Below are 26,512 nucleotides of genomic sequence, written 5' to 3' on the forward strand. Positions count from 1 at the left end.
CCGGCCCCTCGGCCCCCTCGGCGTCCTCGGCGTCAGTCCTCTATCCGGCCGCTGCCGGGAGGGCGACGCCCAGCTTCTCGGCGCGCTCGGCGAGGTCGCGCCACACCTTCGGCGCCACCGGGATGCCCTTCTCGCCCCGTCCGCCGGCCACGGCGGCGCTGCGCTCGCCGGGGTAGAACACGCCCTCGGCGTCGTCCGCGACCGGCAGGCCCTTGAGTGTGTCCAGGGTGGCGTCGACGGCCTCGGCGAACGCGTCCGCGCCCCCGAAGGCCGCCGGGTCGACGGCGATGAGCAGCGCGTTCTGCCGGTGCGCACGGCCGGCCGGGTCGTCCGAGTGGAACGGGGCGAAGATGGGCGCGCCGACCAGCACGCTGGTCAGCAGCTCGAAGGCCAGCGACATGCCCGAGCCCTTCACCCCGCCCAGCGGCAGCGGCATGACCGCCTTCTCCGGGTCGGTGGTCGGGGTGCCGTCCTCGGTGGCGGCCGCGCCCTCCGGCAGCGGCGTGCCGCTCGCCTTCGCCTGGCGGATCTTGCCGAGGGCGATGGTGGCGGTGGCCATGTCGAGCAGCAGCGGGGCGTGCGCCGACGATCGGGCGGTCGGTACGGCGATGGCGAGCGGGCTGGTGGCGACCGCCGCGCCCTTGACGCCTGTGTACCCCATGTTCGGCATCCCGGCGACGAACCCGAGGCCGACCATGCCCTGTTCGGCGATCTTCGACACGTAGTAGCCGATGGCGCCGGTGTGCACGGTGCGCCGGACCCCGACGGAGGCGATGCCGGTCGCCCTGGCCCGCCGTACCGCCTCCTCGGCGGCCGCGCTCAGCGCCACCGGACCGGGGGCGCGGTCGGCGTCGAGGACGGCGGCGGCGGGGGTCGTCGACTCGACCTTGATCTCGGCCTGCGCATTGGCGACGCCCTTGGCGAGCAGATCCAGGTAGGCGGGAACCCGGGCGATCCCGTGCGAGTCGACACCCCGCAGAGCCGCCCACACGAACACGTCGGCGGTGACGCGGGCGTGCTCGGCACGCAGACCGCCCTTCTCCAGGAGGGCGGCGGAAAAAGAACGCAGCTCCTCTGCAGGCACCAGGACTTTGGGGGGTGTGGCGGACATGATGACGAGACCTCCTGGGTTGCAGCGCCCCGAAAGGGGCGCGGGGAACTGCGCGACCAGCCACGGACGGCCCGCAGTGTGTAGACGACATGTCCGGCAGGGCGCTCAGCGATCGACGAGCACATCGACGACAGCAGTAGTGCCCTCACCAACCGCTTTGAGGGCTCTCTCCAGCGCGGGCGCCAAAGCGTCCGGCGCGTCGACGGTCTCCGTATGCATCCCGAACGCCTCGGCGAACGAGGCGAGTCGGGGCAGCCGGTGCAGATCGGTGCCGAGCCACTCCCCCGTCTCGGCGGCAGCGCCCTCGGGGTAGAACCTGCGGTGGTTGAGGTTCATGGACTTGTAGACACGGTTGTTGAACACCACGATCAGCAGCGGTAGTTGATAGGAGGCGCTCGCGTCGTACGACGGGATGACCGGGTTGTAGGTGAACGCGCCGTCGCCGATCGTGAGCACCACCGGCCGGTCCCGCGCGGCGAGTTTGACGCCGAGGGCGACCGCGATGCCCTGGCCGAGGCCGCCCTGCACATAGAAGTACGAGTCGGGGGCGTCGGTGCGGACATGGCGTCTGACGGTCCGGCTGTGGGTGATGGTCTCGTCGACGACGATGCCGTCACGTCCGTCGAGCAGCCTGCGCAGGGTGGCGGCGACCAGGACCGGGTCGATGCCGTCCGGCCGGGCGGCGGCCTTCGCCTCGGCGGCGGCGATCGCGGCCTGTTCGGCGGCGTGCCGCTCCTGCTGCGCCGCCCGGCGGACCGCCACGGCGCTCTCGTCGAGGTCCTTCGCCCGCTTGGTCAGCTGGCGCAGGGTGTTGGCGACGTCACCCTCCAAGTACCGGTCCGCGAACAGGACTTGGTAGACGACGTGCGGGCGCTGCGGCACCTGGTCGATGACGACGATCTGCGCCTTGGCGGGGCGACGCGACGGCGGGTAGAAGGGGGCGCGGCAGTTGACCAGGAGGATGAGGTCGGCCTCGTCCATCCATGGCCCGATGTCGCTGCCGGCGTGCAGCGGGTGGGTGCGCGGGAAGTTGCCGCAGACGGCCGAGTCGGGCTCGACGACCGGGATGCTCCACGCCTCGGCGAAGGCGACGAGGGCCTCGAAGCCGCCCGCCTCGCGGCCGGCCGTCTCGGTCACGACGACCGGGTTGCGGGCCTCCCGGATCAGCTGTGCGACCGGGTCGACCTCCTCGGGCGAGCTGTGCGTGGAGCCCGGCGGCACGACGGGCTTGGCCTCGCGGCCGTCCCAGTCCTCCAGGAGGATCTCCAGCGGGATGTTGAGGTACGCCGGTCCCGCGGGCGCCCGCCGGGCCAGCTCCGCCGCCCGCGTGATCATCGTGGGCAGGGTGTGCACGCTCGCGGCCTCGTTGGCCCACTTGGTGAACGGCCCCGCGACGCCGTGCGGGCCGCCCACGATGGACAGGTTGCGGTACCACTGGCCGCCCGGGTCCTGTCCCGGGCCGTCGCCGTAGGTGGTCGACTCCGAGGAGGAGACCACCATGGGGACGCCCGCGAGCAGTGCCCCGTGGACGGCCATCGAGCCCTGGAGCAGACCGGGGGCCGCGTGCAGCAGCACGCCCTGCGGGCGGCGCTCGACCAGGCCGTAGCCGGTGGCCATGCCGACGGCGACGGTCTCGTGGGTCAGGTCGAGATAGCGCGGCGCGGGCTCGCCGTCGCGGTGGCGCCGGGCCAGGGACTCCCACACCGGGGCCCACTCGGACCCCGATGAGCAGAAGAGGTAGTCCGCGCCGACGGCGTTGAAGGCGGCTACGAAGGCATCACCGCCGTCACGGCCGGGCGCGTGGGTGCTGTCCGTCATCTCTGGTGTGTCCTCAGCCCTCGATCGGCCAGTTCAGGACCTCGGAGATACCGCGGCCCATGATCCACTCCAGCTCCTCGGGCGTGAAGTCCCAGTGCTTGGTGAACTGCTCGATGGTGTCGGTGTAGGTGATGCCGTGGCCCAGCAGGCGGGTGATGTCGGTGCCGTAGAAGCAGCGCTGCGGGCCCATCCGGTCGACCATCTCGCGCACGTACTTCTGGATGTTGTTGTTCGGGAACGGCTGTGTCGAGTAGCCCGGCAGCGCCGAGACCTTGACGTAGATGTTCGGGTGGGCGGCCAGGTCGGCGGTCTCCGAGACCCAGTAGCCGATCGAGTCGTCGACACAGCGGGCCATGATGCCCATGTGGTCGATGATGATCTTCAGCTGGGGGTGCTTCTCGGCGATCTGTCCCAGCTCCCGCTTCCAGATGGGGGCGTGGACCATGGTCGGGATGCCGAGCTGCTCGGCGATCGGCCAGTACCAGTCGTTGGTGCCGTCGATCATCCAGTTGCGGTCCTGCGGCCGGTGGAAGGTGAGGCGGGTGCCCTTGACGTGCGGATTCTGCGCAAAGTCGGCGAGCATCGCCTTGCCCTCCGCGGGCTTGTTCTGCGGGATGCGGGCCATGATGCCGAAGCGGTCCGGGTGCGCCTCGCAGGCTTCGAGGGCGTAGTCGATGCGGTCGCCCTCCCAGGACGGCGGCAGGATCAGCGCGCGGTTCACGCCGGCCTCGTCCATCAGCTCCAGGGCCTCTTCGTAGGAGAAGGGGTCCTCGCGGTGGCCGTTGAGGCGGATCCGCTCCCGGGCTCCGGGGACCCAGGGGCGGTCCGGGGTCTCTTCCAGCCAGATGTGGATCTGCGTGTCGACGACGAACATGTCCCGTACTTCCTTCTCTCGGTAGGGCAGGTGGTGGGGCGGTGCGGAGGGAACGCTAGGCGGGCGGAAAGGCCTTGCGGAGCCCCTGGGAGCGCAAGCTGTTGTTGCGTGAATCCGCCCTGTTCGCAGGGCGTTTCCCGGCTCACGGGCGCCCTGTTGTGGAACCGGTTGTGAAAACCGCGGCGGCGATGTGCTCGGCGATCGCCATGGAGGCCGTGGCGGCCGGCGAGGGCGCGTTGCGCACGGCGGTGACCCGGCCCAGCCGATGGATGCGGAAGTCGTCCAGGAGGGTGCCGTCCCGGTCCAGGGCCTGGGCGCGCACGCCCGCTCCGCCGCGTACGACGTCCTGGACGCCGACGCCGGGGACGTACAGCCCGGCGTCCTTCATGAAGGCCGCCGCCGAGAACGACCCGCGGTACTCCCGCACGCCCGTGCGCCAGTGCTGGGCCGCCATCCGCCAGGCGCCCGGGTAGGCGGCCAGGCCGAGCAGGTCCTTCGGCGAGATCCGGGTGCGTGTGTAGCCCTCTCTGGCGAGGGCCAGGACCGCGTTGGGGCCGACCTCCACGGAGCCGTCCACGCGTGGTGTGAAGTGGACGCCGAGGAACGGGTAGCGCGGGTCCGGCACCGGGTAGATCAGCCCGCGCACCAGGTCCGTCCGCTCCCGTCTGAGCAGCATGTACTCGCCCCGGAACGGGACGATCCGCGGTTCCGGCCGGTCCTGCGCGAGCCTGGCCACGGCGTCGGAGTGCAGGCCGGCGCAGAGGACCAGCCGGTCCACGCGCACGCGTTCCCGCCCGGAGGCAACCTCGATGCCGCCGGTCACCTCGGTGACGCCCGTGACCGGGAAGCCGAGCTTCAGCTCGCCTCCGGAGTCGACGACGTCCTTGGCGAAGGCGCGGGCGACGGCCGGATAGTCGGTGATCGCGGTGCGCGGGGAGTGCAGGGCGGCGACACCGCCGGCGTTCGGTTCGATCTCCCGGATCTCCTCGCGGGAGATCCTGCGCAGGTCGGGCACGTGGTTGTTGCGGGCGCGGTCGTAGAGGTCGTTCATCCGGCCCAGCTCGTCCTCGCGGACGGCCACGACCAGTTTGCCGAGCTCGCGGTAGGGCAGCTCGCGGTCCTGGCAGTACTCGCGCAGCAGGGACACGCCCCGGACGGTCAGGGCGGCCTTGAGACTGCCGGGCGTGTAGTAGATGCCTGCGTGGACGACGCCCGAGTTGTGGCCGCTCTGGTGGAGCGCGACCTCCTGCTCCTTCTCGAAGACCACGACCCGGGTGCCGGGCCGGCTCAGGGCGATCTCGCGGGCCGTGGCCAGCCCCACGATGCCGGCGCCGACGATGCCGATCGTCTCGTCAGCCATCGAGCTCCTTCCTCGTCTCTTTCTCGCTGCCTCCGATCGTCAGCCGCCGAAGTGGACGGCGACGGTCTTGACGCGCGTGGAGAAGCGCAGGACTTCCTCGCCCTGCTCCTTGTAGGCGGTGCCGGAGTCGTGAAACCCGCCGAACGGCAGATGGACGTCCCAGCCGGTGGTGGTGGTGTTGACGGCGACCTGCCCGCACTCGGCCTCGTCGGCGAAGCGGTAGGCGTTCGACAGATCGCGGGTGAAGACGGCGGCGGCGAGGCCGAAATCGGAGTCGTTGACGGCGTCGACGGCCGCGTCGAAACCGTTTACCGCCTGTATCGCGAGCACCGGCCCGAAGACCTCCTCCCGCCAGATCGCCATCCCCGGCGTGACCTCGCCGAGCACGGTCGGCCGCACATAGCAGCCGTGCGCCCGCTCGCCCTCGGTGTCGGGGCCGCCGCCGGTGAGGACGGTCGCGCCCTCCGCGACGGCCCTGGCCAGGTCGGCGAGGACGCTGTCGCGCTGCCTGGGGCTCGACAGCGGGCACAGCGTGGTCGCCGGGTCGCTCCCCGGCCCGACCTCGAGCGCCTCGACCTCGGCGACCAGCAGCCGGGTGAACTCCTCGTACACCGGCCGCTCGACGACGACCCGGCTGGTGGCGGTGCAGCGCTGGCCCGCCTGACCGAAGGAGGCGGCCACGACGGCCCGGGCGGCGGCCGGCAGATCGGCGTCCCCGAGGACCACGGAGGCGTTCTTGCCGCCGAGTTCGCCCTGGAAGCGGACGTTGCGGTCGAGGAGACGGCGTCGAATACGGTTACCGACGGCGTTGGAGCCGGTGAAGGTGATGCCGACGATCCGCGGGTCGTCGAGCAGCGCCTCCTCGATCTCGGCGGTCCGGCCGGTCACGACGTTCAGCACGCCCGCGGGCAGTCCGGCGTCGTGCAGGGCCCTGGCGAAGTGCAGGCCCGAGACCGGGGTCTCGGTGGCCGGCTTGAAGACGGCCGCGTTGCCGGCCGCGAGCAGCGGGGCCAGCTTGCGGGCCGGGGTGATCAGCGGGTCGTTCCACGGGCTGATCACCAGGATCACCCCGATCGGCTCCCGCTGGGTGTGGGTGCGGTGGTTGGGCCGTACGTCGTGCAGGAGGGTGCCGTAGCCCTGGCGGGCGAGACCGGCGTAGTACTCCAGGAAGTCGGCGGCCTTGAGGGTCTCGCCGGTCGCCTCCGCGAGGGTCTTGCCGTTCTCGGCCGTCACATCGGCGGCGATCTCCTCGACCCGCTCGCGGATCAGCCGGGCCGCGTCGGTGAAGACCCGCGCCCGCTCGAAGGGGCTGGTGCGCTTCCAGAGGGCGAACCCGCGCTCCGCGTGGTCGAAGGCCCGGGTCACGTCCTTGGCGGCCAGGGCCGGGACACGGGCGATCGGGGTGCGGACGTCGGCGGGATCGAGGACGTCGATCCAGTCGCCGCTCGCCGTCCACTCCCCGCCCAAGAGGGTCTCCACGGTACGCATGTCGGGTCACTTCCTTCGTCGGCCACGGGTGCGGAATTGCGACAACACACCATGTCGGGGGCGTGCCACCAGCTCCGTGGCAGCAGGCATTGGTTGCACCGTGCGCGGGCCGGACACGGGCGGGTCCGTGCTGGAATCACCGGGCCGAACCCGATCCGAGGAGACACGTCCATGTCCTACGCAGTCGTCGCCCACTACCGCTGCGATCCCGCCGACGAGGCGACCGTGCGCACCGCGCTGCTGAAGGCGCGCGAACAGACCCGCGCCGAGCCCGCCAACGAGGGGTACGAGGTGCACGCCGTGGCGGAGGAGCCCGGCGGCTTCCTGCTCTACGAGCGGTACACGGACCGGGCCGGGTTCGAGGCGCACAAGGCCTCCGGCCACTTCCGGGAGCTGGTCGTGGGGGCGGTGTGGCCGTTGCTCACGGAGCGCTCCGTGACGTTCGCCGAGGTGCTTTAGCGACTGCCCGGCTTGTGTCTCGTGTCGGGGCGCGGGTGGACTGTGGCTTGTCGCGCTCACGCGGCGGAGCCGCAAATCGATACAGCCCCGCGCCCCTGACGGCGTTCTAGAACTCGTTTCCCCAGACGTACCGGGCGAGTGTCTCCACCAGGACCAGCTTCTGGCGCTGCTGCTCGGTGGTCAGCAACGGGCGGCTTGCCGCGTCGGCGAAGCCCCTCGACGGGGACAGGGCCGCGTCCTCCAGGTCCTTGAACCCGCCGGCCGCGTCGATGCGGGACAGCACGGTGTCGATGTCCTCCAGCCCGGCCACGGTCGGGTCGACGATGCCCAGGCAGACGTCCCGGTCCTCCGGGAGCGCCCTGACCAGGTCGAGCTCGGCCTCGGTGCCCTGGTCGAAGGGGAGGATCCAGCGGTCCGCGGGGATCTCGGCGTACAGCCGCTCGACCGCCGCCCGGTCCACCTCGGCGGGGGCCGCCCAGCCGGGGCAGACACCGATCCGGACCCCCTCGGGCCGCTCGTCGAGCCGTACCGCCAGTGCGTCGACGGCGAGCGCGTCGGTGAAGGACAGCGCGCCCCGGTCGTCGGTCGACCGGTCCAGCAGAAGCGGGTTGTTGAGCTGGATCAGCCGTGCGCCCTTGGACACCAGCAGCGCGATCTCGGCCTGAACGATCTCCGCGAGGGCCTCGCCCAGCTCACGGGCGGAAGCCACACCGAGGCCGGGCTGGAACGTGGTGGCCGCGAGGTAGGCCGGGGACGGCAGCGACACCTTGGGCGCGATCACCGTCAGCTCGGCCAGCCGCTCGACCCACTCCGCCACCAGCGGGCCGTTGGCCTTCGGCAGGGACTCGGCGACCCACCGGACCAGGCCGTCGGAGCCCCTCTCGTCCGTACGACGGAATCCTGACACTCCGTCAAGGACCGCGCTGCGGAAGTCCTCCCGGGGGAAGTCGCCGTCGGTGACGACCGTGGAGCGCAGTTTGCGCTGGAAGGCCACCACGTCCTCGACCGCCTGCTGTGCGCCGATCGTGGCGAGGCCGGCCGGGCGGACCAGGCTGCCGTGGTGGTCGATGCGGTAGTTGAAGGTGTCCGCCATGGGTCACGCGTCCTTTCCGGGACCGGCCGGCCCGCCGGCGACGCCCCAGGCGGCGAACTCCAGCTCGTAGCCGAGGGATTCGAGGACCTCGTCGGCGATGCGCTGGTCCTCGTCCGCGGTGCCGCCCGCGATGCCGAGGCCGCCGATGATCTCGCCGTCCTTCTTGATGGTCATGCTGCCCTCGGTCGCCATGATCGGCAGGGCGGCGCCGGGCAGTTGGGAGAGCTGGGCGAAGAACACGGGCTGGCTCTCCTGCCACTTCTTCAGCATCTTGCCGGGCCGCTGCATCACGGCCGCGGTGTACGCCTTGGCCCGGGCGATGTCCGGGGTGAGGGGGCGGGCTCCGTCCGGGCGGCGGATGGCGATGGGGAAGCCGCCGGCGTCCACCACGGCGACGCTCACCGCCTTGCCGATCGCCTGGGCTCGCTTGTGGGCGGCGTCGATGATCTCCTCGGCGGCGGCCAGGGTCAGGCTGCTCATGCTGCTTCCTTCGGTGCGGTGAGGGTACGGCGCAGGCGGGCGACGGCCGCGTTGTAGGCGTCGGGCGTCTCCCAGTACATGGAGTGCGGCGCGCCCGGGACGATCTCCAGGTGCGAGCCGGGCAGCAGTTCATGGGCGCGGGTGACGGTCTTGACGCTGAGCACCGCGTCCTTCTCACCGGCGAGGAAGGCGACCTTGACGCCGGAGGCCTCGATCTCGGCCAGGGAGGGGCCGTCGGTGTCGAGGTTGCGCAGGTCCTGCATCGTGGCGACGTTGAACGTGCCCATCTGCTGGAACAGGAAGGTGAGGTCGGCGCGCTCGCGCTGGAACGGCCCGGTGAGCAGCCGGTCGATGACGGGCAGCTTGACGGCCTCGGCGCGGTCCGCGGCGGCCAGCTCCTTCAGCTCGGGGTGGCTGATGCCGCCGAGGGAGTGGCCGAGGACGACGGAGGAGACCCGCTCGGGGCGCAGCAGTCCGGCGCGCAGGGCGGCCATGGAGCCGATGGACTGGCCGACGAGCATCGCGTCGGTCAGGTCCTCCCGGTCGAGGACGGCGACGACGTCACCGGGGAAGTCCTGGCCGTCGAACTCGGGCATGGAGCTGTCGGACTTGCCGAAGCCGCGCAGGTCGACCGTGACGACGGTGAACTCGTCGCGCAGCGCCGCCACTTGCTGCCACCAGGCGGCATGGTGTCCGCCGCTGCCGTGCACGAAAAGGATCGCCGGGCCGCTGCCGTGGCGCTCGTAGTAGATGGAGGTGCCGTCGGAGTCGGCAAGGGGCATGGGAACAACTCTCTTATGTGCAGGGTCAGTTGGGGCGCTTGCCGTGCCAGACCAGCTCGATCATGGTGTGGTCGGGGTCGTGGATGTAGCAGAACTTCGACTGGTTCTCGGGGCGTTGGATCGGCCGGGTGTGCCGGATGCCCAACTCCCCCAGGTGCTCCAGGAAGTCGTCCCAGTCGTCGACCTCGACGGCGAAGTGGTAGGGCGCCATGCGCTCCATCTCCTCGACCGGGGTGAAGTGCAGATCGAAGTTGCCCCGGGTCATCAGCACCACCTTGGTGTTGGACTTGGGCTGGATGCGCTTCATCCCGAAGACCTTCGTGTACCACTCGGCGGTCCGGTCGGGGTCGGTGGTGGGGAAGTTGACGTGGTGGATGTAACGGGGTTCCTTGCTCATGCTCGATTCCCTTCGAGTCGTACGGGGTTGGACAGCACACCGATGCCGCTGATCTCGACCTCCACGGTGTCTCCCGGCTCGAGTCGGCAGGTCGACTCGGCGCCCATCCACAGCACGTCGCCGGGGTGCAGGGTGATGTGCCGGGTGATCTCGACGATGTAGTCGAAGGGGTCGAAGACCATGTCGCCGGTCGGGAACGCCGCACGGACCTCGCCGTTGACGCGCAGGGTGGTGGTCTGGGCCATGGCATCGACGTCCGTGTCGATCCAGGGGCCCATCGGCTTGAAGGTGTCGCTGTTCTTGCTGCGCCAGAACGTGCGGTCCTGGTGCTGCCAGGTGCGGGCGCTGACGTCGTTGCCGATGGTCCAGCCGAAGACGGACCTCCGCGCCTCCTCGGGGGTGGCGTGCCGGACCGTCCGGCCGATGACGGCGACGAGTTCGGGCTCGGCCTCGAACCGGCCCTCGACCTCGGCCGGCCTGACGATGGGCGAACCGTGCCCGGTCAGCGCGTTGTTGGCGCGGTAGCCGACCTCGGGCCGCTCGGGGGTCGCGGCTCCCGCGTGCGCGATGTGCCGCGGGTAGTTGTAGCCGACGGCGTAGAACACGGGCGGCACGACGGGCGGCAGCCAACGGGCCGTCGCCCGCGGGACCCGCCCGGTCACGGTCGGCTCGCCCTCGATCGGGGAGCCGGACAGCAGCTCGACGTCCTCCTCCCCCACCCGGCCCCACACCGCCCGGCCGCCGACCGAGACTCGCGTGTACCTCATGGCGCCAGCAGGTGCGAGACGCGCTTGGTGACCAGGTAGGCGTCCAGGGCCTCGGGGCCGCCCTCGCGGCCGTAGCCGCTGTCCTTCACCCCGCCCGAGGGGGCCTCGTGGACCGAGCCGCCGCAGTGGTTGAGCGACAGGATCCCGGCCGCCAGCTCGGCGGAGAGCCGTTCGGCGGTGGCGGCGGACCGGGTGAAGCCGTACGCGGCGAGGCCGTACGGCAGCGCGTTCGCGGTGGCGAGCGCCTCGTCGAGGTCGGTGAAGGGCACGATCGGCGCGAGCGGTCCGAACGGTTCTTCGTGCAGCAGCTCCGCGTCCGCGGGTACGTCGGTCAGGACGGTCGGGGCGAAGAAGTACCCGGCGCGGTCGAGCCGTTCGCCTCCGGTGCGGACCTTGGCGCCGCGGGCGACGGCGTCGGCGGTGAGGCGTTCCATGGCCTCGATCCGGCGCTCGTTGGCGAGGGGGCCCATCTTCGTGCCCTCCGTCAGCCCGTCGCCGACCACGATCTCCTCGGCGGCCCGCACGAACTCGGCGGTGAACTCCTCGACGAGACTCTCGTGGACCAGGAAGCGGCTGGGCGAGGTGCACACCTGGCCGGCGTTGGCGAACTTGGCCTGCGCGGCCTTGCGGGCGGCCTGCACGGGGTCGGCGTCGGCGCACACGATCACCGGGGCGTGGCCGCCCAGCTCCATCAGGGAGGGCTTCATGACCTTGCCGGCCTCGGCGGCCAGCAGTTTGCCGACGGGGACCGAGCCGGTGAAGGCGATCAGCCGGGTGAGCGGTGAGGCGATGAGGTGGGCGGAGACCTCGGCGGGCTCGCCGAAGACGAGGTTGAGGACACCGGCGGGCAGGCCCGCGTCGGCATAGCAGCGGACCAGTTCCATGGCCGTGGCGGGAGTCTCCTCCGATGCCTTGATCACCAGGGAGCAGCCCGCGGACAGGGCGGAGGAGATCTTCCGGTTCGGGCCGCCCACGGGGAAGTTCCACGGGACGAAGGCGGCCACGGGGCCGATGGGCTCACGGCGTACCGTCAGCACGGTGCCGGGTTCGGACGGGATGATGCGGCCGTACGCGCGTCGGGCGTCGTCGGCGTGCCAGCGCAGGGTCTCGGCGGTGCGGCGGGCCTCGCCGGTCGACTCCGCGAGGGGCTTGCCCTGCTCCAGGGTGCTGATGCGGCCGATCTCGACGGCGCGCTCGGCGATCAGGTCGGCAGCCGCGTGCAGGACGGCGGTGCGGCGGGCGATCGGGGTGGAGCGCCAGACGCGGAAGCCGTCTTCCGCGGCGTCGAGTGCGCGGTCCAGGTCGGCTGCGGTGGCCAGCGGTACCTCTCCGATCGCCTCCTCGGTGGCCGGGTTCACGATCGGGGCGGTGGCGCCGGATCCGCCCTGGCGCCACTCGCCCGCGAGGTACATGCGGACGGCGGGGTAGCCGTGGTCGGTGGTCATGGGTGGGTGCCCTCTCAGGGGTCAGGACCGGGCGGAGGCATCCTGGTCGCGGTTGGTGCGCAGGGCCCAGATGTGGTGGGGCGGGGTGGTCTCGTGGACACGCGTCTCGTAGCTGTCGTCGACCCGGTCCATGTCGGCCGCGTACTCGACACGGCCGCCGCAGGGGGCGTGCAGGAAGCGGAAGACATTGGAGCCGACGGTGTGGCGGCCGAGCCTGCGGGCCTCCCGCCAGCCGTGCTCGATCATGTGGTTGCCGCCCTCGATGACGTCGTCGAAGCCGGGGACCTCGTAGGCGATGTGGTTGACGCCCGCCTTGTCGGGGCGGTGGCACAGCAGCATGGTGTGCTGGTCGTCGTCGCCGGGGGCCTGCAGGAAGACGCCCATGGGCTCGACGACGTCGGTGGGCCGGAAGCCGAGCCGTTCGGTGTAGAAGGCGACGGCCTCGTCCTTGCCCGGCTTGGGGATGTTGAGGGCCACATGGCACATCCGCAGCGGACGGACCCGTTCGATCGGCTCCAGAGCGGTGTTCCAGCGGTTCACCGCGCCGAGTGCGTTGGCGGCCCGCGGGGTGACGGGCGCCGGCTTCGGGCGGGCCAGGGCGAGGCCGACGCCGAAGCCGGTCTCGTCCACGGTGTGGTGGACGCCGTCGGCGCTCACGCGGATCTCGCGGTCCTTGCCCGCGGCGGCCACCAGCCGCGCCAGCTCCTCCCGGGTGTCGACGCCCCACACGACCTCGCGCAGGGTGGGCCCGGACTCCACCGGGGGCGGCAGCAGCGGGCCCGGACGGGCGTCGAGGCAGAGGGTCTGGCCGGTGCGCGTCTCGAACACGGCGTGGTCGTCGGTCCGCTCCACGAGGAACAGCCCGAAGTCGTCGAAGAACCGGACGCATTCGTCGACGGCGTCGATGCTTTCGTCGATGCCGTAGGTGACCGATTCGATTCTCTGGATTCCCATGGACTCCTCGTTTCCGGGTCGCCTCGTGAGCGTAGGTTTTCGGTGTGCGGGCCTCAATGTCCCGAGCTCTACGAGGTGCGCAATCGTTTCTTGCGGTTATGGCCGGATCGCGGGGATGGGATTCTGCGCGAACCACTCGGAGAGGAAGTCCAGGAACACGCTGACCTTGCGCGGGGTGTCCTGCCCGGGGCCGTAGATCGCGTACAGCGGGCGGTCGGGGACGGCCAGGTCGGGCAGCAGCACCTGCAGGGCGCCGGAGACGAGGTCGTCGTAGGCCGGGCGCTGCGGGAGCAGGGCGATGCCGCGGCCGTGCACGGCGGCCTTCTGCAGGGCCAGGTAGGAGTTGGACGAGAAGGCGATGTTGCGGATCTTGTGCAGGGTGCTCGCGTGTCCGTGGCCGATGCGCCACACCGGGTCGTTGACGTGCACCAGACAGTCGTGGCCGGCGATGTCGTTGGGATGCGCGAGGGCGCCCTGCCGCTTCACGTAGTCCTCGGAGGCGCACAGCACGAACGGCAGCGAGGAGATCTTCTTCAGCCGGACGCTGGAGTCGCGCAGATCCCGGGTGTGGAAAGCGACGTCGAATCCGCTGTCCAGGAAATCGTAGGTGCGGTCGGACATGCCGCCGAGTTCGAAACGGACCTGGATTTTCGGATGGGCCGCGGAAAAGGCGGCGATCGCGTCACCGAGGTCCAGGCTGCCTATCCATTTCGGGCAGATGATGCTGAGGGCGCCCTCGGCCCGGTCGTGCGAGTCGGCGAGCGCCGCGTCCTGGGCGTCGATCTCGTCGAGGATGCGGGCGGCGAACTCCGCGTACCTCACGCCCGGCTCGGTGAGGCTGACCGAGCGGGCGGTGCGGTTGACCAGGCGTACCCCGACCTGCCGTTCCAACTCGGCCACGTGCCGTGACACCAGCGATCCGGAGGAGCCCAGCTTCTTCGCGGCTCCGTTGAAGCTTCCGGCCTGGGCGACGGTGACGAAGCTGTGCATCAGCAGCAAGCGGTCCATGGGTCCTTCTTCTCACTTCGGGCAGTACTGGGGGGCCTCGCTCAGGTTGTCCTCGGTCACCAACAGAAGAGGAATGTTGGCAATCTTGTCAACCTTCTGTTCGGCGAGCAGACCCACGGCGTTCTTCACGGCCGTCTCCCCGATCGTCTTCGCCGAATTCGCGACGGTCGCGGAGAAGTCCCCGCTCTTCACGGCGGCCAGACCTTCCTCGGTGCCGTTCGCGGTGACGATCTTGACGTCCTCGGCGCCGGCCGCGTCGAACGCCTTGCGGACGGCGAACGCCATCTCCTCATTTGCGACGAAAGCGTAGTCGAGGTCCGGATTAGCCTGAATCATGTTCTCCGCGACGTCCTGGGCCTTCGCCGGATTGAACATGCCGGGCTGGTTGGCCACGACCTTCGCGGTGGCCGGGAGGCCTGCCTTGAATCCGCCCACCAGCAGGTCCGAGGCCGCGCCGGGGGCGCCGGCGACGATGCCGACCTGCACCTCCTTGGTGCCGGCGTCCTGCGCGATCCAGCCGGCGTCGAGACCGCCGACCTTCTTGAGGTCGACGACGGCCGCACCGAGGATGTCGTCCGCATCGCCGGTGGACACCGAGGTCAGATAGATCGGGATGCCCGAGGCCTTCGCCTTGGCGATGTCGCCCTTGAGCGCGTCGACGTTGACCGTCTGCACGATCAGCGCGCTCACGTCACGCGCGATCATGTCCTCGATGTTGGACAGCTCGGTCCCGGCGTTCTGGTGGGAGTTGGCCGTGTAGACCTTGGCGCCCTCCGTCTTCGCCTGGCCCTCGACGGCCTTCAGCAGACAGCTGTGGAAGTTGGTGTCGCCTCCGTTGACGAAGCCGAGGGAGACGCTGTCGGAGCTGCCGGCCTCGCTGTCACCGCAGCCGCTGAGCACCAGCGTGGAGCCGGCGACGGTGGCGAACAGCGCGTGGCGCGAACGGGCGGAGAGTCTCATGGGAAACCGCCTTTCAGGGCGAAACATGAACGGGCAGGCAGGAAGGGGAAGTCAGGAACGGGCAGGTACGAGCGGGCAGATATGAGCAGGCAGGGACGGTCAGTGGCGGGCGGAGCCCGAGCGGGCCTTGTGCATCTCGTTGGCGACGGCTGCGACGAGCAGCACGGCGCCGACCGAGACCGGCTGGTAGTTGCTGGAGAAGTCCAGAAGGTTCAGGGCGTTGGCCACCACGCCGAGCAGCACCAGGCCGAGGGCGGTGCCGATGACGGTGCCGTGTCCGCCGGCCAGCGAGGTGCCGCCGATGACCACCGCCGCGACCACCGCCAGCTGGAGCGAGAGCCCGGCGGTCCCGCCCGGGCTGGAGGAGCCGAGCCGGGACAGCAGCATCAGACCGGCGAGGCCGGAGAGGGTGCCGGTGAGGCCGTACAGGGTGAGCTTGCGGACGGTGACGTCGATGCCGCTGAGGCGGGCCACGTGCTCGTTGCCGCCGATCGCGAAGGCGTCCCGGCCGAACACCGTGAACCGCATGACCAGCGCCGTCACGACCAGCACCAGCACGGCGACGACGAGCAGATACGGCACGCCGAGCACCTTGTCGTTGCCGAGCGCGAACATCCGGGTGCCGATGGAGATGGTGTTGCCGTCGTGGACCAGGAGCGCGACCCCGTCGAGCAGGGTGGCCGAGGCCAGCGTCACGACGAACGGCGCCACGCTGGTGAACGTCACCACCAGCCCGTTCACGAGTCCGATGGCGGTGCCGAGCACCAGCGCGACGACGACGGCGTACCCGGTGGGCCGGCCGTCGGCGAGCAGTTTCGCCGAGACGGCGGCCGTGACGGCGACGTTGCTGCCCATGGAGAAGTCCATGCCGCCCGCGGTCATCAACAGCGTGAGTCCCGCGGCGAGTACGGCGTTGACGCTGACCTGGCTGAGGATGTTGACGATGTTGCGGTCGGTGGCGAACGTCTCGCTCTGCACGGCGGTGAACACCACGACGAGGACGAGCACGGCGATCAGACCGGCGTGCGGCAGCTCGCGCAACCTGCCCAGGGAGAACCGGGAGTCGGGCATCCTGGGCTGTTCGGAGACGCCGGCCGCATCGGGAAGTGTCTTGACGCTCACTGCGGTTGTCCTCCGAGGGCCGTGGCGACGAGCTCGTCGCGGGTGATGGCGGTGATGTCGTGCTCCGCGACCGTGCGGCCGGCGCTCACGACGAGGACCCGGTCGGCCAGCCGCATGACCTCCTCGGCGGAGGAGGAGGCCAGCAGCACGGCCACGCCCCGCGAGGCGAGGTCGTCGACGAGGGTGTGGATGTCGGACATGGCCGCGATGTCCACGCCGTTGGTGGGGTCCTCCAGGAAGCACGCGGCGGGCGAGGTCTCCAGCCACTTGCCGAGCAGCACCTTCTGCTGGTTGCCGCCCGAGAGCACGCTCACCGGCGGGTTCCCGGCCAGCGCCTTGACCCCGTAGCGGAGCCGGGGCGGCGCGGCACGGCGGGCCAGTTCGCCCCGGCGGTGCAGTCGGCGGCGGGCGAGCCGGTCGTCGGCGAGCATCAGGTTCTCGTCCAGGGACAGGCCCGGGACCAGGCCCAGGGCGCGACGGTCGCCGGTGACACAGCGCAGGCCGCTGCCGAGCGAGGCCGCCACCTTGCCGAACGGCACCGGGCGGCCGTCCACGTGCAGGTCGCCGCAGTCCGGCCGCCGCCGCCCGGACAACAGGTCGAACAGCCGCGACTGGGCGTCCCCGGCAGGTCCGAGGACGGCGACGATCTCGCCCCTGCGCACCTCCACGGTGAAGTCACGGACCGCCCGGCCGTCGCTCAACCCCCTTACGGCGAGGCCGACTTCCGGCTTGGGCGCGGGGCGCTCGGGCCGCGTGGAGACGACGTCCCGGCCGACCATGGCGCGCACGAGTCCCGCGTGGTCCAGCTCGGCGGCGGGCGCGCTCGTCACCACGGACCCGTCCCGCAGGACGGTGAGCCGGTCGGCGACGGCCATCACCTCGTCGATGTAGTGCGAGATGTAGACGACGGCGACGCCCTCGTCCCGCAGGGTGCGCACCAGGGCCCGGATCCGGTCGGCGTCCTTGGCGCTCAGACAGGCGGTCGGCTCGTCCAGGATCAGGATCCGGCCGCCGCGGCGGACCTCGCGGGCCACCTCGACCATGGTCTGCTCGGCGACGGTGAGCGAACCGGCGGTGCGCTCCACGTCGATGACGATGCCGAGGGCGGCGAGGGCCCGCCCGGCCTCCTCCTCGACGGCCTTCCAGCGCACGGCGCGCGCCCGCGTGGGCAGATCGCCGAGCAGGACGTTCTCGGCCACGCTGAGGCCCATGACCAGCTCACGGCGCTGCGGCACGGACGAGATGCCCAGCCTGCGCGCCCGGCGCACGCTCAGCCCGTGCTGTTCCTGCCCGTCGACCTCGATCGTGCCGCCGTCGGCCCGGTGGACGCCGGACAGCACCTGTACGAGGGTCGACTTGCCGGCGCCGTTCATGCCCATCAGGGCGTGGATCTCACCGGGGTACAGGTCGAGGTCGACGCCTTTCAGCGCGGCCGCCCCGCCGAAGCTCTTGGTGACGCCCCGGACGCGCAGAACGGCCGTCATGCCCGGTCGCCGTCGGGGGCGAGACGTCCGTAGCCGCGGATGTCGGGGAAGGGGGGCTCCTTGTCGGCCTGGAGGTCCACCTGGAAGGTGTTCAGGCACATGCCGAGCATGGTGAAGTTGCCGAGCGCGCCGATGGCGTCGACCAGGCCCTTGGAGCCGAAGTGCGCGTGGGCCGCGGCGAAGGTCTCGTCGGTGACGAAGTGCTCGTCGAGGATCTCCCGGCAGAACCGGTAGAAGGCGCGGTCCGCCTCGTCGTCGAAGACCGCCTCGCGCCGCTCGGCGATGGCCTGTACCGCGGCCTCCGGGATGCCGGCCTCGATCGCCTGGTGCACATGCGCGTTCCAGGAGTACTGCGCGTCCCAGTTGCGGGCGGCCATCAGCAGGGTCAGCTCGCGCAGGTGCTTCGGGAGGCTGCAGTCGAAACGGGCGAACGCGCCGAGCGACTCGGCCCGTTCGCACATCTCCGGGCTGTACAGCCAGACCCGGAAGGGACCGCGCACCGCGCCACGGCGGCCGGCGATCCGGGCGGCCAGCTCCTGCTGCCGCGCGTCCATGTCGTCTTCGCTGAGAACGGGGAGCCTCATCGGGCCGATACCTGCCTTTTCTTTCCGGCGCATTACGGGCACGGGTCGTGAAGCCGTGCGGTGCCAGGTGAAGGTACAGCCGTGTCCGAGAAGCTCACCCACCTCGGAGCGCAACGTAAAACTGCACGCCGGAGGCCCCCCATTCGGCGAGCGGCGACCTAACGTCGTCCGACATGACCACCATCATCAAAGCCGCGTCGGTCCCGCTGCTGAACCGTGGCGGAGCGGTGCTGTCGACCCCGCTCGTCACCACGTCCTCGGCGAACGGCGAGAACCGGATCACCAGTGGGATGAGCGTCTATCCCGTCGGCTCCGGCGCCCCTCTGCACTCGCACAACTGCGACGAGCACGTGACGATCCTCGAGGGCGAGGCGGAGGTGTGGGTCGACGGCGAGGTGACGAAGCTGGAGCGCTTCGACACCACGTACGTCCCCTCCCCGATCCCGCACCTGTTCCGCAACATCGGCGAGGTCCCGCTGCGCATCCTGTGGGTCTACTCCTCGGGCCATGTGACGCGCACGTTCACCGAGACCGGCCGGACGGTGGAACACCTGTCGGCGGAGGACCGGATGGGCTCGGACGACTGAGGCGGCTGAGGACGGCTTTCAGCGCACCGACGCCGTGGCCGCCTCCGCGATGACCTCGGCGACCGCGGCCGGCTGGTCGACGAGGACGAGATGCCCCGCGTCGGACACGGTCACCATGCGGACGCCGGGGCAGGCTTCGAGGCCGTGCCGCTCGGCGTCGGTCAGGCCGACGCCGTCGCGGTCGCCGCGCACCACCCAGGCGGGGACGCCGGCCTCGCACAGCCGCGGGACCAGGGACGGATACCGGTCCAGATACGCGTAGTAACCGCGCACGATCTGGCGGCAGACCGCCGGGTCGTGGCCGCCCATGACCGCCGCCAGCGCCTCGGCGCGATGCGGCGGCAGTTCGCGTTTCACGGCCCGGGGCAGCAGCGTGAGCATGGCCTTCCAGGCCGCCGAGCCGAGCACCGGCACTCTGCCCAGGCTGTTCAGGACCGTCAGGAACCGCTCCTCGTCACCGCGCGAGAAGGTCGGCGACAGCAGCACCAGCGGCCCCTTGAACAGGCCCAGCGCGGCCATCTCGATCGCCACGTTCGCGCCCAGGCTGTGCCCGACGACGGCGTCGCAGCGGGCCTCGGCGGCGAAGTCCGCCATCAGCCGGGCGTAGCTCTCCATGGAGAGGTTCGCGGGCGCCTCGGTCCGCCCGAACCCCGGCTGGGTCGCCGCGACCATCCCGAGGCCCGCCACCGCCGGCTCCGCCATGACGTCCGCGTAGAACTCGGTCGTGCACAGCGCCCCCGGAATCATCAGCACCCGGTGCGAGGCGTCCGTAGCCCCCGCCCGCCGCACATCCCAACGCTCACCCATACGACGAGCGTCCCCCGAGCCGACCCCGACCGCACCCGGAGCAGCACCGCGCACCGGAAAACACCGCCGACCGCAACCCCCTGGTAGCGCCGGGCACCGGAAAACACCGCCGACCGCAACCCCCTAAGGGGCGCGGGGAACTGCGCGACCAGCCCCCACCTGCCCGCACCCGACGAACACGCGGCAGCCCCCTAGAAGCACCGCGCACCGAACAACACCGGCAACCGCAACCCCCCAGGGGCGCGGGGCTGTATCGATGTGCGGCTCCGCCGCGTGGGCGCGACCCCCACCCACCCGCAGCCGACATACTCCCCGCAGCCCCCTAGAAGCACCGCGCACCGGAAAACACCGCCGACCGCAACCCCCTAAGGGGCGCGGGGAACTGCGCGACCAGCCCCCACCGACCCGCACCCGACGAACTCCCCGCAGCCCCCTGGACGCGCCGGACGCCGGTCCCGCACCCCCGTGCGGCGACCGGCGTCCGTCCTCACCCCCGGTGCGCCGGTTCAGTGCGCGCCGACCAACTCCTCGTCAGCCCCGCGCGGAGCGACCTTCGTGCTGCGCAGCGCGGCGATGCCGATGAAGACCATGGACGACAGGCCGGCGATCGCGAACGCGGTGAACCCCCAGTCGCCGTGGTTCGCGGCGAGCAGCTGGCCGCCCAGCCACGGACCGAAGACCGCGCCGAAGCGGCCCATGCCGGAGGTCCAGCCGACGGCGGTGGCCCGGTTGTCCGCGTCGGAGCGGATGGAGACCGTCGCGTAGATCATCGTCTGGGCGCTGTTCAGGAACACGCCGGTGAGGAAGACGACGACCATCGTCACGCTCATCGGCATGTGGACGCTGAGCAGGAAGACGCCGGCGGCGGTCAGCGCGAACCAGATCGCCGAGATGCGCGGGGCGCCGAAGCGGTCGGCGGCGCGCCCGGCGACCAGCATGCCCACGATGCCGCCGAGGTTGAAGACGACCACGAAGGACAGGGCGGAGCCGAGCTCGTAGCCCTCGGCGCGCATCAGGGTGGGCAGCCAGGTGGCGACGCCGTAGACCAGGAGGAGACCGCCGAAGGAGGCCAGCCAGTAGAGCAGGGTCTGGGTCCACTCGCCGCCGCGGAACAGGTTCTTGAGCGCGTTCCAGCGGTCGGCCGCGCCCTGCTTGGCGGACTTCACGGCGGGCAGTTCGACGTCGTAACGGGCGGCCAGCTCACGGGCCTCGTCGGTGCGGCCCTTGGCGACGAGGAAGCTCAGCGACTCGGGCAGCAGCTTGGCGAGCACCGGGGCGAAGAGCAGCGGCAGCACGCACACCCAGAACGCGGCGCGCCAGCCGGCCGGTTCGATGAGCCACTTGGCGACATAGGCGGAGAGGATGCCGCCGGCGTGGTGGGCGGTCATGAGCAGGCCGATGACGATGGCGCCGCGGCCGCGCGGTGCGTAGTCGGAGACCATGCTGATCGCGGTGGGCAGCAGCCCGCCGAGGCCGACGCCGGCCAGGGTACGGCCGAGGCCGAAGACCTCGACGCTGCCGGCCATGGCGCACACGCCGGAGGCCAGCGAGAAGAGGATCACGCAGCCGACCATCAGCTTCTTGCGTCCGACGCGGTCGGCCACGGTGCCCGCGGTCAGGGCGCCGACCAGCATCCCGAAGGTGGCGTAGCTGCCGAGGTCGCCGGCCGTGTCGGGGGTGAGGCCGAAGGTCTTCGTCTCCAGCAGGTGGGGGAGCACCGAGCCGTAGATGAACATGTCGAGGCCGTCGAAGAGGACGGCCAGCCAGCACAGGCCGACGACCAGCAGGGCCAGTCTGCTGACGCGGGCGGTCAGAGCGGGGGAGGAGGACATCTTTGTTTTCCTCTCGTCCAGGAGGCGTTCCCTGGAGGGGACGTGGTGCGCACACGCTAGGGAGCGGGAACCAAAAGTGTCAACGTTTTTGTCAACAATCTCATCGACAATCGGTTCCCGAGTCCGACACGCGCCGGGAACGGGCTAGCTCACCGGCGGGGTGCCGTGCGTGTGGAAGGACTCGATCGTCTTCAGGCCCCAGGCCTGCCCCTTCTTGCGCTCCTCCTCGGTCCAGGTGACCAGCGGCCAGTCGGGGGCCAGGACGAGCCGGGTGAGCGGGTTGCACAGCTCGATGCGGTTGCCGCCGGGCTCGTAGACGTAGAGGAAGAACGTCTGCTGGATGGCGTGCTTGTGCGGGCCCGTCTCGATGAACACCCCGCTGTCGATGGCGAGGTCGGCCGCCCGCAGGATGTCCTCGCGGGTGTCGGTCGCGAAGGCGATGTGGTGCAGCCGCCCGGCGCCGCCGGTCCAGTCCGAGGTGTAGACGACGTCGTACGACTTGTTCGTGTACGTCAGCCAGCGCGCCGCGATCTTCCCGGTGTCGAGCCGGATCTGCTCGGTGGGCCGGGCGCCGAGCACCTGCTGCTGGAACTCGGAGTTGGCGAGCACGTCGGCGGCGAGGAAGTTGATGTGGTCCAGGCGCCGGACGCCCACGCCCCGGTTGGGCTTGGCCTGCGGCTGGTTCTTCAGGGCCGGCTTCAGCCCGTCCGGCGCCCGGTAGTGCTCGCTCTCCCAGTACAGGGCGTGCTCGTGCCCGTCCGGGTCGGTGGTGACGTACAGCTTGCCGAGGCCGGGTTCGTCCTCGACCCAGCGGCCGGTGCCGCCCGCCTCCTCGACCGCCTCGATCCGGCGCTGGAGGGCCTCCTCGCCGGAGGTGCGCAGGGCGAGCCGGCCGAGGCCGGGCTGTGCGCGGGCGGTGAGGACCAGGCTGTGGTGCTCGTAGTCGTCGAAGGTCCGCAGATAAACGGTGTCGCCGTCCTGCCCGTTGACGGTGAGCCCCAGGTAGTCGGTGAAGAAGGCGACGCTGGCCTCCAGGTCCGGGGTGAAGAGCTGGACGTGGCCGATGTGGGCGATGTCGCCGAGCGGCGGAGTCATCGCTGACCTCCAGAGGAGCGTGGGGACAGAGGGGACGGGGAAGACAGGGGGGCCGTCTCGGCGGACCTGGGGAAGACGACGCCGTCGAAGATCTTGCGGGCCGTGCGGACCACGGCGGTGCGGCGGGCGGCGGGCAGACCGTCGGGGGTCGTCCCGAGGCTACTTTCGATATCCAGGAATCCAGCGGGATGTTCTATGCGAATTCGGTCACTGTCGGCGGATAGTTCCGCGAGCTCAGCGCCCACGCTGCCTTCGATCCGCAGGCCGGCCGCGACACTGGCCGCGCCGAGCACCCCGATCGAGGGGTGGCAGCGCACCGGAATGAAGGTACGGGTGGTGACCGCGCCGCCGTCACGGGGCGCGGCGAGCAGCGTGAGCTTGGGCACGGTGGTCTCCGAGACGTCACCGAGGCCCATCAGCCGGCCCGCCGCCAGGCGGATCGACCGAAGGCGGTCGGCGAGCGCGACGTCCTCCTCCAGATCCCGGGGCAGCTCGTGGCCGGTGACCTTGAGGGAGGTGGCCGCGATGAGCACCGTGGGCATCCCGTTGTCCACGCAGGTCACCGCCACACCGTCGATCTCGTCCCGGACGTTGCCCGTGGGCAGCAGCGGGCCCGCGCCCGGCGGGAACTCGATCACCACGGGCGCGGCCGACCCCGGCACGCCCGAGATCTCGGCGCGGCCGGTGTAGTCGACGCGACCGCCCGGGGTCGGGAAGGTCGCCGTCGCGTAGTCGCCGGAGTTGACCATGCGGATACGGACGGCGGTCTCCTGCTGGCCCGGGGCGACGAGCCCGCGCTCGACGGCGAACGGGCCGACGCCGGCGAGGATGTTCCCGCAGTTCTGACGGTCGCTCACCTCGGGCCGGTCGACGGCGACTTGGAGGAAGAGGTAGTCGACGTCGGCGCGCGGGTCGGCCGAGGGCGAGATCACCGCCACCTTGCTGGTGAGCGGGTGCGCGCCGCCCAGGCCGTCGATCTGACGCGGGTCCGGGCTGCCCATGACGCGCAGCAACAGCGCGTCGCGCAGGGCGGGTTCGGCGGGGAGGTCGGCGGCGCGGAAGTAGGCGCCCTTGGAGGTGCCGCCCCGCATCAGCAGACAGGGCACCTCCTCGGGCTCGTGGGTCACGAGGACTCCCCCGCGTACTCGTCGTACGTCCGGTACTCGACGCCCAGCCGCTTGAGGGTCTCCCTCAACCCGTAGCGGTCCAGGCCGAGTTCGCCGTCGAGGAAGGCGGCTCGGGTGCGGGCCTCCTTGGCCTCGCGGGCCTCGGAGGCCCGGGCCGTGGCGCGGGCGCGCTCGCGCGGGACGACCACGACGCCGTCGTCGTCGGCGAGGATCACGTCACCGGGGCGGATGACCTGGCCGTCGATGGCGATCGGCACATTGACCGAACCGCCGGTGGCCTTCACCGTGCCCTGCGAGGAGACGGCCCGGGCCCAGGCCGCGAAGCCCATGTCGCGCAGCTCCTGTGTGTCGCGGATGCCCGCGTTGGTGACGACGCCGCGCACCCCGCGCCGCTGGAGCGCGGTCGCGAACAGCTCGCCGAACATGCCGTCGGTGGACGGCGAGGTGGTGGTGACGACCAGGATGTCGCCCTCGCCGCACTGCTCCACGGCCGCGTGGATCATGAGGTTGTCGCCGGGCCAGCTGAGCACGGTCACGGCGGTGCCGGCGACCCGCACACCCTGCTGGACGGGACGGACCCCCGGGCCCAGCAGCCCGGTCCGGCCCATCGCCTCGCTGACGGTGGCCACCCCGAAGCCGGCCAGCGCGTCGACGTCCTCGGCCGCCGCCTTGGGCGGGTCGGTGACGATGACCCCGCTCATGCCAGCTCCTGCGCGATCTGCGGGAAGGGCCGCATGTAGGCCTCGGCCATGGTGGTGTGCGCCAGGCCCAGGTTCGGACCGGCGTTGCGCTTGAGCTGCACGCCCCGGCGGACGGCGAGGTCGGTGTAGTAGGCCCACAGGTGCTGCTGGGCGCCCAGGCACTCCATGGCCTTGCGCTTGGTGTCCCACACCTCGGTGATGTCGAGCAGCACCTCGGGCCGGAAGCCGCTCATCTCCGGCTGGTGCGGCTCGAAGTAGAAGACCGGCGGCGCGCCGATGATGTCGCCCTCGCCCGGGTAGCCGATGGCCTGGGCGAGGATGCGGGCCTCCAGCGCCATCCGGTTGGCGGCCGGGTGGTCGCCGTTGTACGGGTCCTCGGTGGGGTGCGTCAGGACGACGTCCGGCTGGGTCTCCCGGTACACGGCGACGAGCCGGTCGGTCAGCTCGGCGCCGGCCACGAGCGGGTAGTCGCCGGCGTCGAAGAAACGGACCTCGGCGCCCAGGGTGGCGGCGGCGCGCTCGGCCTCGTCCCGGCGTATCGCCTTGATCTCGTCGAGCTTCTTGCCCTCGCGCCACGCCTTGGCGGACTCGCCGCGCTCACCGAAGGTCAGACAGGCGATGGTGACCTTCTCCCCGCGGGCGGCGGCCAGGGCGATGGCGCCGCCCGCCCGCCACACGAAGTCCCCGGCATGCGCGGTGACGACGAGGGTCGATCGTGATGTCGATCGGGGTGGGGAGGCGGGCGCGTTGGCCTGGGTCATTCTCGGGTCTCCTTGGTGACAGGTGGGCGCCCGCCCCGCGCAGCCGTGATCAGTCGCGCAACGCCTCGATCACGCTGGTGAGGTGGGCTCGGACGGCCGTCTCGGCCGCCTGCGGGTCTCTGGCCCGGATCGCTTCGATCATGGTCAGGTGCTCGTTCAGGGATTGCTGCGGCCGACCCGGCCTCAGCGCCAACTGGAAGCGGTGGCGCACCAGTTGGGCGTTCAGCCGCTCCAGCAGCTCCTGCGCGGTCTGCTGTCCGGAGAACTCCCGGATGCGGACGTGCAGTTCGTGGTTGAGGTCGGAGTAGGTGACCGGCTCTCCGTCGGCGACGGCCTTGGTCATGGCCGTGCCGAGATCGGTCAGCTCGATCAGCTGGTCGTCGCTGGCCAGTGCGGCGGCCTTCGCCGCGCACAGCCCTTCGAGGACCATCCGGCACTCGGTGATGGCGACCGCTTCGTCCACGGTCACCACCCGCACCCGCGAGCCGCGGTTGCGGATCCGTTCGACGAGTCCCTGGGACTCCAGATCGATCAGCGCCGCGCGGATGCTGGCCCGCGTCACACCGAACTGCTCGGCGAGCTCCTGCTCCACCAGCCGCTGCGCCGGTGCCATCTCGCCGTGCAGGATCGCCTGCCGCAGCTGCGCGAGCGCGTGCTGCTTGGCCTGCTCCCCGGTGCTCGGACGGGCTTCTTTCGGCATGGGTGCCCTCCCTGAGTGAGTGCGTGTCGAACCTAAATCTAGCCAAACAAGATTGTCAACAATTTTGTCTGAGGTATTAGGGACATGGATGACTGCCGTGCACGGACTTGCTGCTCGACGACCGCGTCACCCTATGGCCGCGCCGCGCGACGACGGCATCACTTGATGACGGCGTTCGCGACGACCACGATCACGCCCAGCAGCGCGTCCAGCGCACCGATCAGTATCGCGACCGCCCACGGGCGGTGCGCCCAGCGGGCCGTGACCAGGCCCAGGGTGAACAGCAGGCCGATGTTCAGCGCGAACGCCGGGTACTCCACCCCGTTCGCCGGCCACCAGCCCCAGCCCGCCCCCGCGAGCACCGCGACGGTCGGCAGCACGGCCGCGACCAGCGGCCACTCCAGCGCGAGGGTGCGCCATGCGTCCCCGCGGCGGTGCGGGGCGCGCTCGGCGATGTAGTGGGCGTAGCCGTGCGCGAGCGCGGAGGCCAGGGCGGTCACCAGCAGCCAGACGGCGTCGTAGCGACGGCTGCCCCGCGAGGCGTGCCCGTACGTGCTGAGGGCGGCCACCATCGAGCTCGCCAGGACCGCGCCGTAGACCCCGCCGAAGAGGAGAGCCTCACGGGTGTCGTGCGGGTGCGGCTCGTGCGGGTGCGGCTCATCCGGATGCGGCTCGTGCGGGTGCGGTCCGTCCACCGCCGCGGTGTCATCCGCCAT

At 71.1% G+C, this 26,512-nt stretch carries 27 protein-coding genes; 2 read left to right on the forward strand and 25 right to left on the reverse strand.

Translation table 11 applies throughout. From position 1 onward, the window contains the following. Nucleotides 1-40: 40 nt before the first annotated feature. The 5 genes from ACWD4O_RS34655 to ACWD4O_RS34675 all read right to left on the reverse strand — a co-directional run bounded on the left by ACWD4O_RS34655 (nucleotide 41) and on the right by ACWD4O_RS34675 (nucleotide 6,651). Nucleotides 41-1,111, reverse strand: coding sequence for an Ldh family oxidoreductase (locus ACWD4O_RS34655; protein ID WP_451286060.1), 1,071 nt, complete (start codon nucleotides 1,109-1,111; stop codon nucleotides 41-43). A 105-nt stretch (nucleotides 1,112-1,216) separates the two neighbouring features. Further along, complete coding sequence (locus tag ACWD4O_RS34660) at nucleotides 1,217-2,929, reverse strand: thiamine pyrophosphate-dependent enzyme (RefSeq protein ID WP_451286062.1); 1,713 nt, start codon at nucleotides 2,927-2,929, stop codon at nucleotides 1,217-1,219. Between the two features lie 13 nt (nucleotides 2,930-2,942). Then, complete coding sequence (locus tag ACWD4O_RS34665) at nucleotides 2,943-3,803, reverse strand: amidohydrolase family protein (protein ID WP_451286064.1); 861 nt, start codon at nucleotides 3,801-3,803, stop codon at nucleotides 2,943-2,945. A 142-nt stretch (nucleotides 3,804-3,945) separates the two neighbouring features. Then, the gene (gene lhgO, locus ACWD4O_RS34670; RefSeq protein ID WP_451286066.1) at nucleotides 3,946-5,163 is read right to left on the reverse strand and encodes an L-2-hydroxyglutarate oxidase; all 1,218 of its coding nucleotides are present in this window, start codon (nucleotides 5,161-5,163) and stop codon (nucleotides 3,946-3,948) included. A gap of 39 nt (nucleotides 5,164-5,202) precedes the next feature. Continuing rightward, nucleotides 5,203-6,651, reverse strand: a complete 1,449-nt coding sequence (locus ACWD4O_RS34675; RefSeq protein WP_451286068.1) for an aldehyde dehydrogenase family protein — start codon at nucleotides 6,649-6,651, stop codon at nucleotides 5,203-5,205. Between the two features lie 171 nt (nucleotides 6,652-6,822). Here ACWD4O_RS34675 and ACWD4O_RS34680 point away from each other — a divergent pair, with 171 nt between their 5' ends. Then, nucleotides 6,823-7,110, forward strand: a complete 288-nt coding sequence (locus ACWD4O_RS34680; RefSeq protein WP_450949082.1) for a putative quinol monooxygenase — start codon at nucleotides 6,823-6,825, stop codon at nucleotides 7,108-7,110. A 106-nt stretch (nucleotides 7,111-7,216) separates the two neighbouring features. Here ACWD4O_RS34680 and ACWD4O_RS34685 read toward each other — a convergent pair whose 3' ends face one another. From ACWD4O_RS34685 to ACWD4O_RS34740, 12 genes are all read right to left on the reverse strand, one after another. Beyond that, nucleotides 7,217-8,203 carry a methionine synthase II (cobalamin-independent)-like protein gene (locus ACWD4O_RS34685; RefSeq protein ID WP_451286070.1) on the reverse strand — a complete coding sequence of 329 codons (987 nt, stop codon included), beginning with the start codon at nucleotides 8,201-8,203 and terminating at the stop codon, nucleotides 7,217-7,219. 3 nt (nucleotides 8,204-8,206) lie between these two features. Next, nucleotides 8,207-8,683, reverse strand: a complete 477-nt coding sequence (locus ACWD4O_RS34690) for a GlcG/HbpS family heme-binding protein (RefSeq protein WP_451286072.1) — start codon at nucleotides 8,681-8,683, stop codon at nucleotides 8,207-8,209. Beyond that, on the reverse strand, nucleotides 8,680-9,465 hold the full coding sequence (locus ACWD4O_RS34695) for an alpha/beta fold hydrolase (protein ID WP_451286074.1): 786 nt from the start codon (nucleotides 9,463-9,465) through the stop codon (nucleotides 8,680-8,682). The genes ACWD4O_RS34690 and ACWD4O_RS34695 overlap by 4 nt, the downstream gene beginning before the upstream one ends. 25 nt (nucleotides 9,466-9,490) lie before the next feature. After that, a complete protein-coding gene (locus tag ACWD4O_RS34700) occupies nucleotides 9,491-9,862 on the reverse strand; it encodes a VOC family protein (protein WP_351917894.1) in 372 nt (123 codons plus the stop codon). Continuing rightward, on the reverse strand, nucleotides 9,859-10,629 hold the full coding sequence (locus ACWD4O_RS34705; RefSeq protein ID WP_451286076.1) for a fumarylacetoacetate hydrolase family protein: 771 nt from the start codon (nucleotides 10,627-10,629) through the stop codon (nucleotides 9,859-9,861). Before ACWD4O_RS34705 ends, ACWD4O_RS34700 begins: the two co-directional genes overlap by 4 nt. Beyond that, complete coding sequence (locus ACWD4O_RS34710; protein WP_451286078.1) at nucleotides 10,626-12,074, reverse strand: NAD-dependent succinate-semialdehyde dehydrogenase; 1,449 nt, start codon at nucleotides 12,072-12,074, stop codon at nucleotides 10,626-10,628. Before ACWD4O_RS34710 ends, ACWD4O_RS34705 begins: the two co-directional genes overlap by 4 nt. A 21-nt stretch (nucleotides 12,075-12,095) precedes the next feature. Then, nucleotides 12,096-13,028, reverse strand: a complete 933-nt coding sequence (locus ACWD4O_RS34715) for a VOC family protein (protein WP_451286080.1) — start codon at nucleotides 13,026-13,028, stop codon at nucleotides 12,096-12,098. Between the two features lie 96 nt (nucleotides 13,029-13,124). Continuing rightward, nucleotides 13,125-14,036 (reverse strand): LysR family transcriptional regulator, encoded by a 912-nt coding sequence (locus tag ACWD4O_RS34720; protein WP_451286082.1) that lies wholly within the window; start codon nucleotides 14,034-14,036, stop codon nucleotides 13,125-13,127. Nucleotides 14,037-14,048: 12 nt separating this feature from the next. After that, complete coding sequence (locus ACWD4O_RS34725) at nucleotides 14,049-14,996, reverse strand: sugar ABC transporter substrate-binding protein (protein ID WP_451286084.1); 948 nt, start codon at nucleotides 14,994-14,996, stop codon at nucleotides 14,049-14,051. Nucleotides 14,997-15,095: 99 nt separating this feature from the next. Beyond that, nucleotides 15,096-16,118, reverse strand: a complete 1,023-nt coding sequence (locus tag ACWD4O_RS34730; RefSeq protein ID WP_451286085.1) for an ABC transporter permease — start codon at nucleotides 16,116-16,118, stop codon at nucleotides 15,096-15,098. Next, entirely contained in the window at nucleotides 16,115-17,602 is a 1,488-nt protein-coding gene (locus ACWD4O_RS34735; RefSeq protein ID WP_451286087.1) for a sugar ABC transporter ATP-binding protein, read from the reverse strand. Before ACWD4O_RS34735 ends, ACWD4O_RS34730 begins: the two co-directional genes overlap by 4 nt. Continuing rightward, nucleotides 17,599-18,156 (reverse strand): carboxymuconolactone decarboxylase family protein, encoded by a 558-nt coding sequence (locus tag ACWD4O_RS34740; protein ID WP_451286130.1) that lies wholly within the window; start codon nucleotides 18,154-18,156, stop codon nucleotides 17,599-17,601. The genes ACWD4O_RS34735 and ACWD4O_RS34740 overlap by 4 nt, the downstream gene beginning before the upstream one ends. Before the next feature lie 203 nt (nucleotides 18,157-18,359). Here ACWD4O_RS34740 and ACWD4O_RS34745 point away from each other — a divergent pair, with 203 nt between their 5' ends. Then, nucleotides 18,360-18,773 (forward strand): cupin domain-containing protein, encoded by a 414-nt coding sequence (locus ACWD4O_RS34745; RefSeq protein WP_451286089.1) that lies wholly within the window; start codon nucleotides 18,360-18,362, stop codon nucleotides 18,771-18,773. 18 nt (nucleotides 18,774-18,791) lie between these two features. Here the strand turns inward: ACWD4O_RS34745 and ACWD4O_RS34750 are convergent, their stop codons facing one another. The 8 genes from ACWD4O_RS34750 to ACWD4O_RS34785 form a co-directional block, all read right to left on the reverse strand. Further along, nucleotides 18,792-19,580 (reverse strand): alpha/beta fold hydrolase, encoded by a 789-nt coding sequence (locus tag ACWD4O_RS34750; RefSeq protein WP_451286090.1) that lies wholly within the window; start codon nucleotides 19,578-19,580, stop codon nucleotides 18,792-18,794. 506 nt (nucleotides 19,581-20,086) lie between these two features. Beyond that, nucleotides 20,087-21,412, reverse strand: a complete 1,326-nt coding sequence (locus tag ACWD4O_RS34755; protein ID WP_451286092.1) for an MFS transporter — start codon at nucleotides 21,410-21,412, stop codon at nucleotides 20,087-20,089. A gap of 144 nt (nucleotides 21,413-21,556) precedes the next feature. Next, nucleotides 21,557-22,507, reverse strand: coding sequence for a catechol 2,3-dioxygenase (locus ACWD4O_RS34760; RefSeq protein ID WP_451286094.1), 951 nt, complete (start codon nucleotides 22,505-22,507; stop codon nucleotides 21,557-21,559). Beyond that, nucleotides 22,504-23,634, reverse strand: coding sequence for a 4-oxalomesaconate tautomerase (locus ACWD4O_RS34765; RefSeq protein ID WP_451286096.1), 1,131 nt, complete (start codon nucleotides 23,632-23,634; stop codon nucleotides 22,504-22,506). Before ACWD4O_RS34765 ends, ACWD4O_RS34760 begins: the two co-directional genes overlap by 4 nt. Continuing rightward, a complete protein-coding gene (locus ACWD4O_RS34770; protein WP_451286098.1) occupies nucleotides 23,631-24,335 on the reverse strand; it encodes a 4-carboxy-4-hydroxy-2-oxoadipate aldolase/oxaloacetate decarboxylase in 705 nt (234 codons plus the stop codon). The genes ACWD4O_RS34765 and ACWD4O_RS34770 overlap by 4 nt, the downstream gene beginning before the upstream one ends. Then, complete coding sequence (locus ACWD4O_RS34775) at nucleotides 24,332-25,096, reverse strand: PIG-L deacetylase family protein (protein ID WP_451286100.1); 765 nt, start codon at nucleotides 25,094-25,096, stop codon at nucleotides 24,332-24,334. The genes ACWD4O_RS34770 and ACWD4O_RS34775 overlap by 4 nt, the downstream gene beginning before the upstream one ends. A 49-nt stretch (nucleotides 25,097-25,145) precedes the next feature. After that, on the reverse strand, nucleotides 25,146-25,796 hold the full coding sequence (locus ACWD4O_RS34780) for a GntR family transcriptional regulator (RefSeq protein WP_351917863.1): 651 nt from the start codon (nucleotides 25,794-25,796) through the stop codon (nucleotides 25,146-25,148). Between the two features lie 158 nt (nucleotides 25,797-25,954). After that, nucleotides 25,955-26,512: a hypothetical protein gene (locus ACWD4O_RS34785; protein ID WP_451286102.1), complete on the reverse strand. Its 558-nt coding sequence runs from the start codon at nucleotides 26,510-26,512 to the stop codon at nucleotides 25,955-25,957.

It is taken from the genome of Streptomyces sp. NPDC002623 (assembly GCF_053592635.1).

What these genes read in the sequence shown, in the direction of transcription:
- ACWD4O_RS34665 (WP_451286064.1), bottom strand. Translation starts at nt 3,803, where the DNA reads ATGTTCGTCGTCGACACGCAGATCCACATCTGGCTGGAAGAGACCCCG.
- ACWD4O_RS34770 (WP_451286098.1), bottom strand. Translation starts at nt 24,335, where the DNA reads ATGAGCGGGGTCATCGTCACCGACCCGCCCAAGGCGGCGGCCGAGGAC.
- ACWD4O_RS34745 (WP_451286089.1), top strand. Translation starts at nt 18,360, where the DNA reads ATGACCACCATCATCAAAGCCGCGTCGGTCCCGCTGCTGAACCGTGGC.
- lhgO (WP_451286066.1), bottom strand. Translation starts at nt 5,163, where the DNA reads ATGGCTGACGAGACGATCGGCATCGTCGGCGCCGGCATCGTGGGGCTG.
- ACWD4O_RS34775 (WP_451286100.1), bottom strand. Translation starts at nt 25,096, where the DNA reads ATGACCCAGGCCAACGCGCCCGCCTCCCCACCCCGATCGACATCACGA.
- ACWD4O_RS34685 (WP_451286070.1), bottom strand. Translation starts at nt 8,203, where the DNA reads ATGGCGGACACCTTCAACTACCGCATCGACCACCACGGCAGCCTGGTC.
- ACWD4O_RS34725 (WP_451286084.1), bottom strand. Translation starts at nt 14,996, where the DNA reads ATGAGACTCTCCGCCCGTTCGCGCCACGCGCTGTTCGCCACCGTCGCC.
- ACWD4O_RS34710 (WP_451286078.1), bottom strand. Translation starts at nt 12,074, where the DNA reads ATGACCACCGACCACGGCTACCCCGCCGTCCGCATGTACCTCGCGGGC.
- ACWD4O_RS34720 (WP_451286082.1), bottom strand. Translation starts at nt 14,036, where the DNA reads ATGGACCGCTTGCTGCTGATGCACAGCTTCGTCACCGTCGCCCAGGCC.
- ACWD4O_RS34750 (WP_451286090.1), bottom strand. Translation starts at nt 19,580, where the DNA reads ATGGGTGAGCGTTGGGATGTGCGGCGGGCGGGGGCTACGGACGCCTCG.
- ACWD4O_RS34740 (WP_451286130.1), bottom strand. Translation starts at nt 18,156, where the DNA reads ATGGACGCGCGGCAGCAGGAGCTGGCCGCCCGGATCGCCGGCCGCCGT.
- ACWD4O_RS34760 (WP_451286094.1), bottom strand. Translation starts at nt 22,507, where the DNA reads ATGACTCCGCCGCTCGGCGACATCGCCCACATCGGCCACGTCCAGCTC.
- ACWD4O_RS34690 (WP_451286072.1), bottom strand. Translation starts at nt 8,683, where the DNA reads ATGAGCAGCCTGACCCTGGCCGCCGCCGAGGAGATCATCGACGCCGCC.
- ACWD4O_RS34675 (WP_451286068.1), bottom strand. Translation starts at nt 6,651, where the DNA reads ATGCGTACCGTGGAGACCCTCTTGGGCGGGGAGTGGACGGCGAGCGGC.
- ACWD4O_RS34700 (WP_351917894.1), bottom strand. Translation starts at nt 9,862, where the DNA reads ATGAGCAAGGAACCCCGTTACATCCACCACGTCAACTTCCCCACCACC.
- ACWD4O_RS34735 (WP_451286087.1), bottom strand. Translation starts at nt 17,602, where the DNA reads ATGACGGCCGTTCTGCGCGTCCGGGGCGTCACCAAGAGCTTCGGCGGG.
- ACWD4O_RS34695 (WP_451286074.1), bottom strand. Translation starts at nt 9,465, where the DNA reads ATGCCCCTTGCCGACTCCGACGGCACCTCCATCTACTACGAGCGCCAC.
- ACWD4O_RS34660 (WP_451286062.1), bottom strand. Translation starts at nt 2,929, where the DNA reads ATGACGGACAGCACCCACGCGCCCGGCCGTGACGGCGGTGATGCCTTC.
- ACWD4O_RS34715 (WP_451286080.1), bottom strand. Translation starts at nt 13,028, where the DNA reads ATGGGAATCCAGAGAATCGAATCGGTCACCTACGGCATCGACGAAAGC.
- ACWD4O_RS34785 (WP_451286102.1), bottom strand. Translation starts at nt 26,512, where the DNA reads ATGGCGGATGACACCGCGGCGGTGGACGGACCGCACCCGCACGAGCCG.
- ACWD4O_RS34755 (WP_451286092.1), bottom strand. Translation starts at nt 21,412, where the DNA reads ATGTCCTCCTCCCCCGCTCTGACCGCCCGCGTCAGCAGACTGGCCCTG.
- ACWD4O_RS34680 (WP_450949082.1), top strand. Translation starts at nt 6,823, where the DNA reads ATGTCCTACGCAGTCGTCGCCCACTACCGCTGCGATCCCGCCGACGAG.
- ACWD4O_RS34655 (WP_451286060.1), bottom strand. Translation starts at nt 1,111, where the DNA reads ATGTCCGCCACACCCCCCAAAGTCCTGGTGCCTGCAGAGGAGCTGCGT.
- ACWD4O_RS34705 (WP_451286076.1), bottom strand. Translation starts at nt 10,629, where the DNA reads ATGAGGTACACGCGAGTCTCGGTCGGCGGCCGGGCGGTGTGGGGCCGG.
- ACWD4O_RS34780 (WP_351917863.1), bottom strand. Translation starts at nt 25,796, where the DNA reads ATGCCGAAAGAAGCCCGTCCGAGCACCGGGGAGCAGGCCAAGCAGCAC.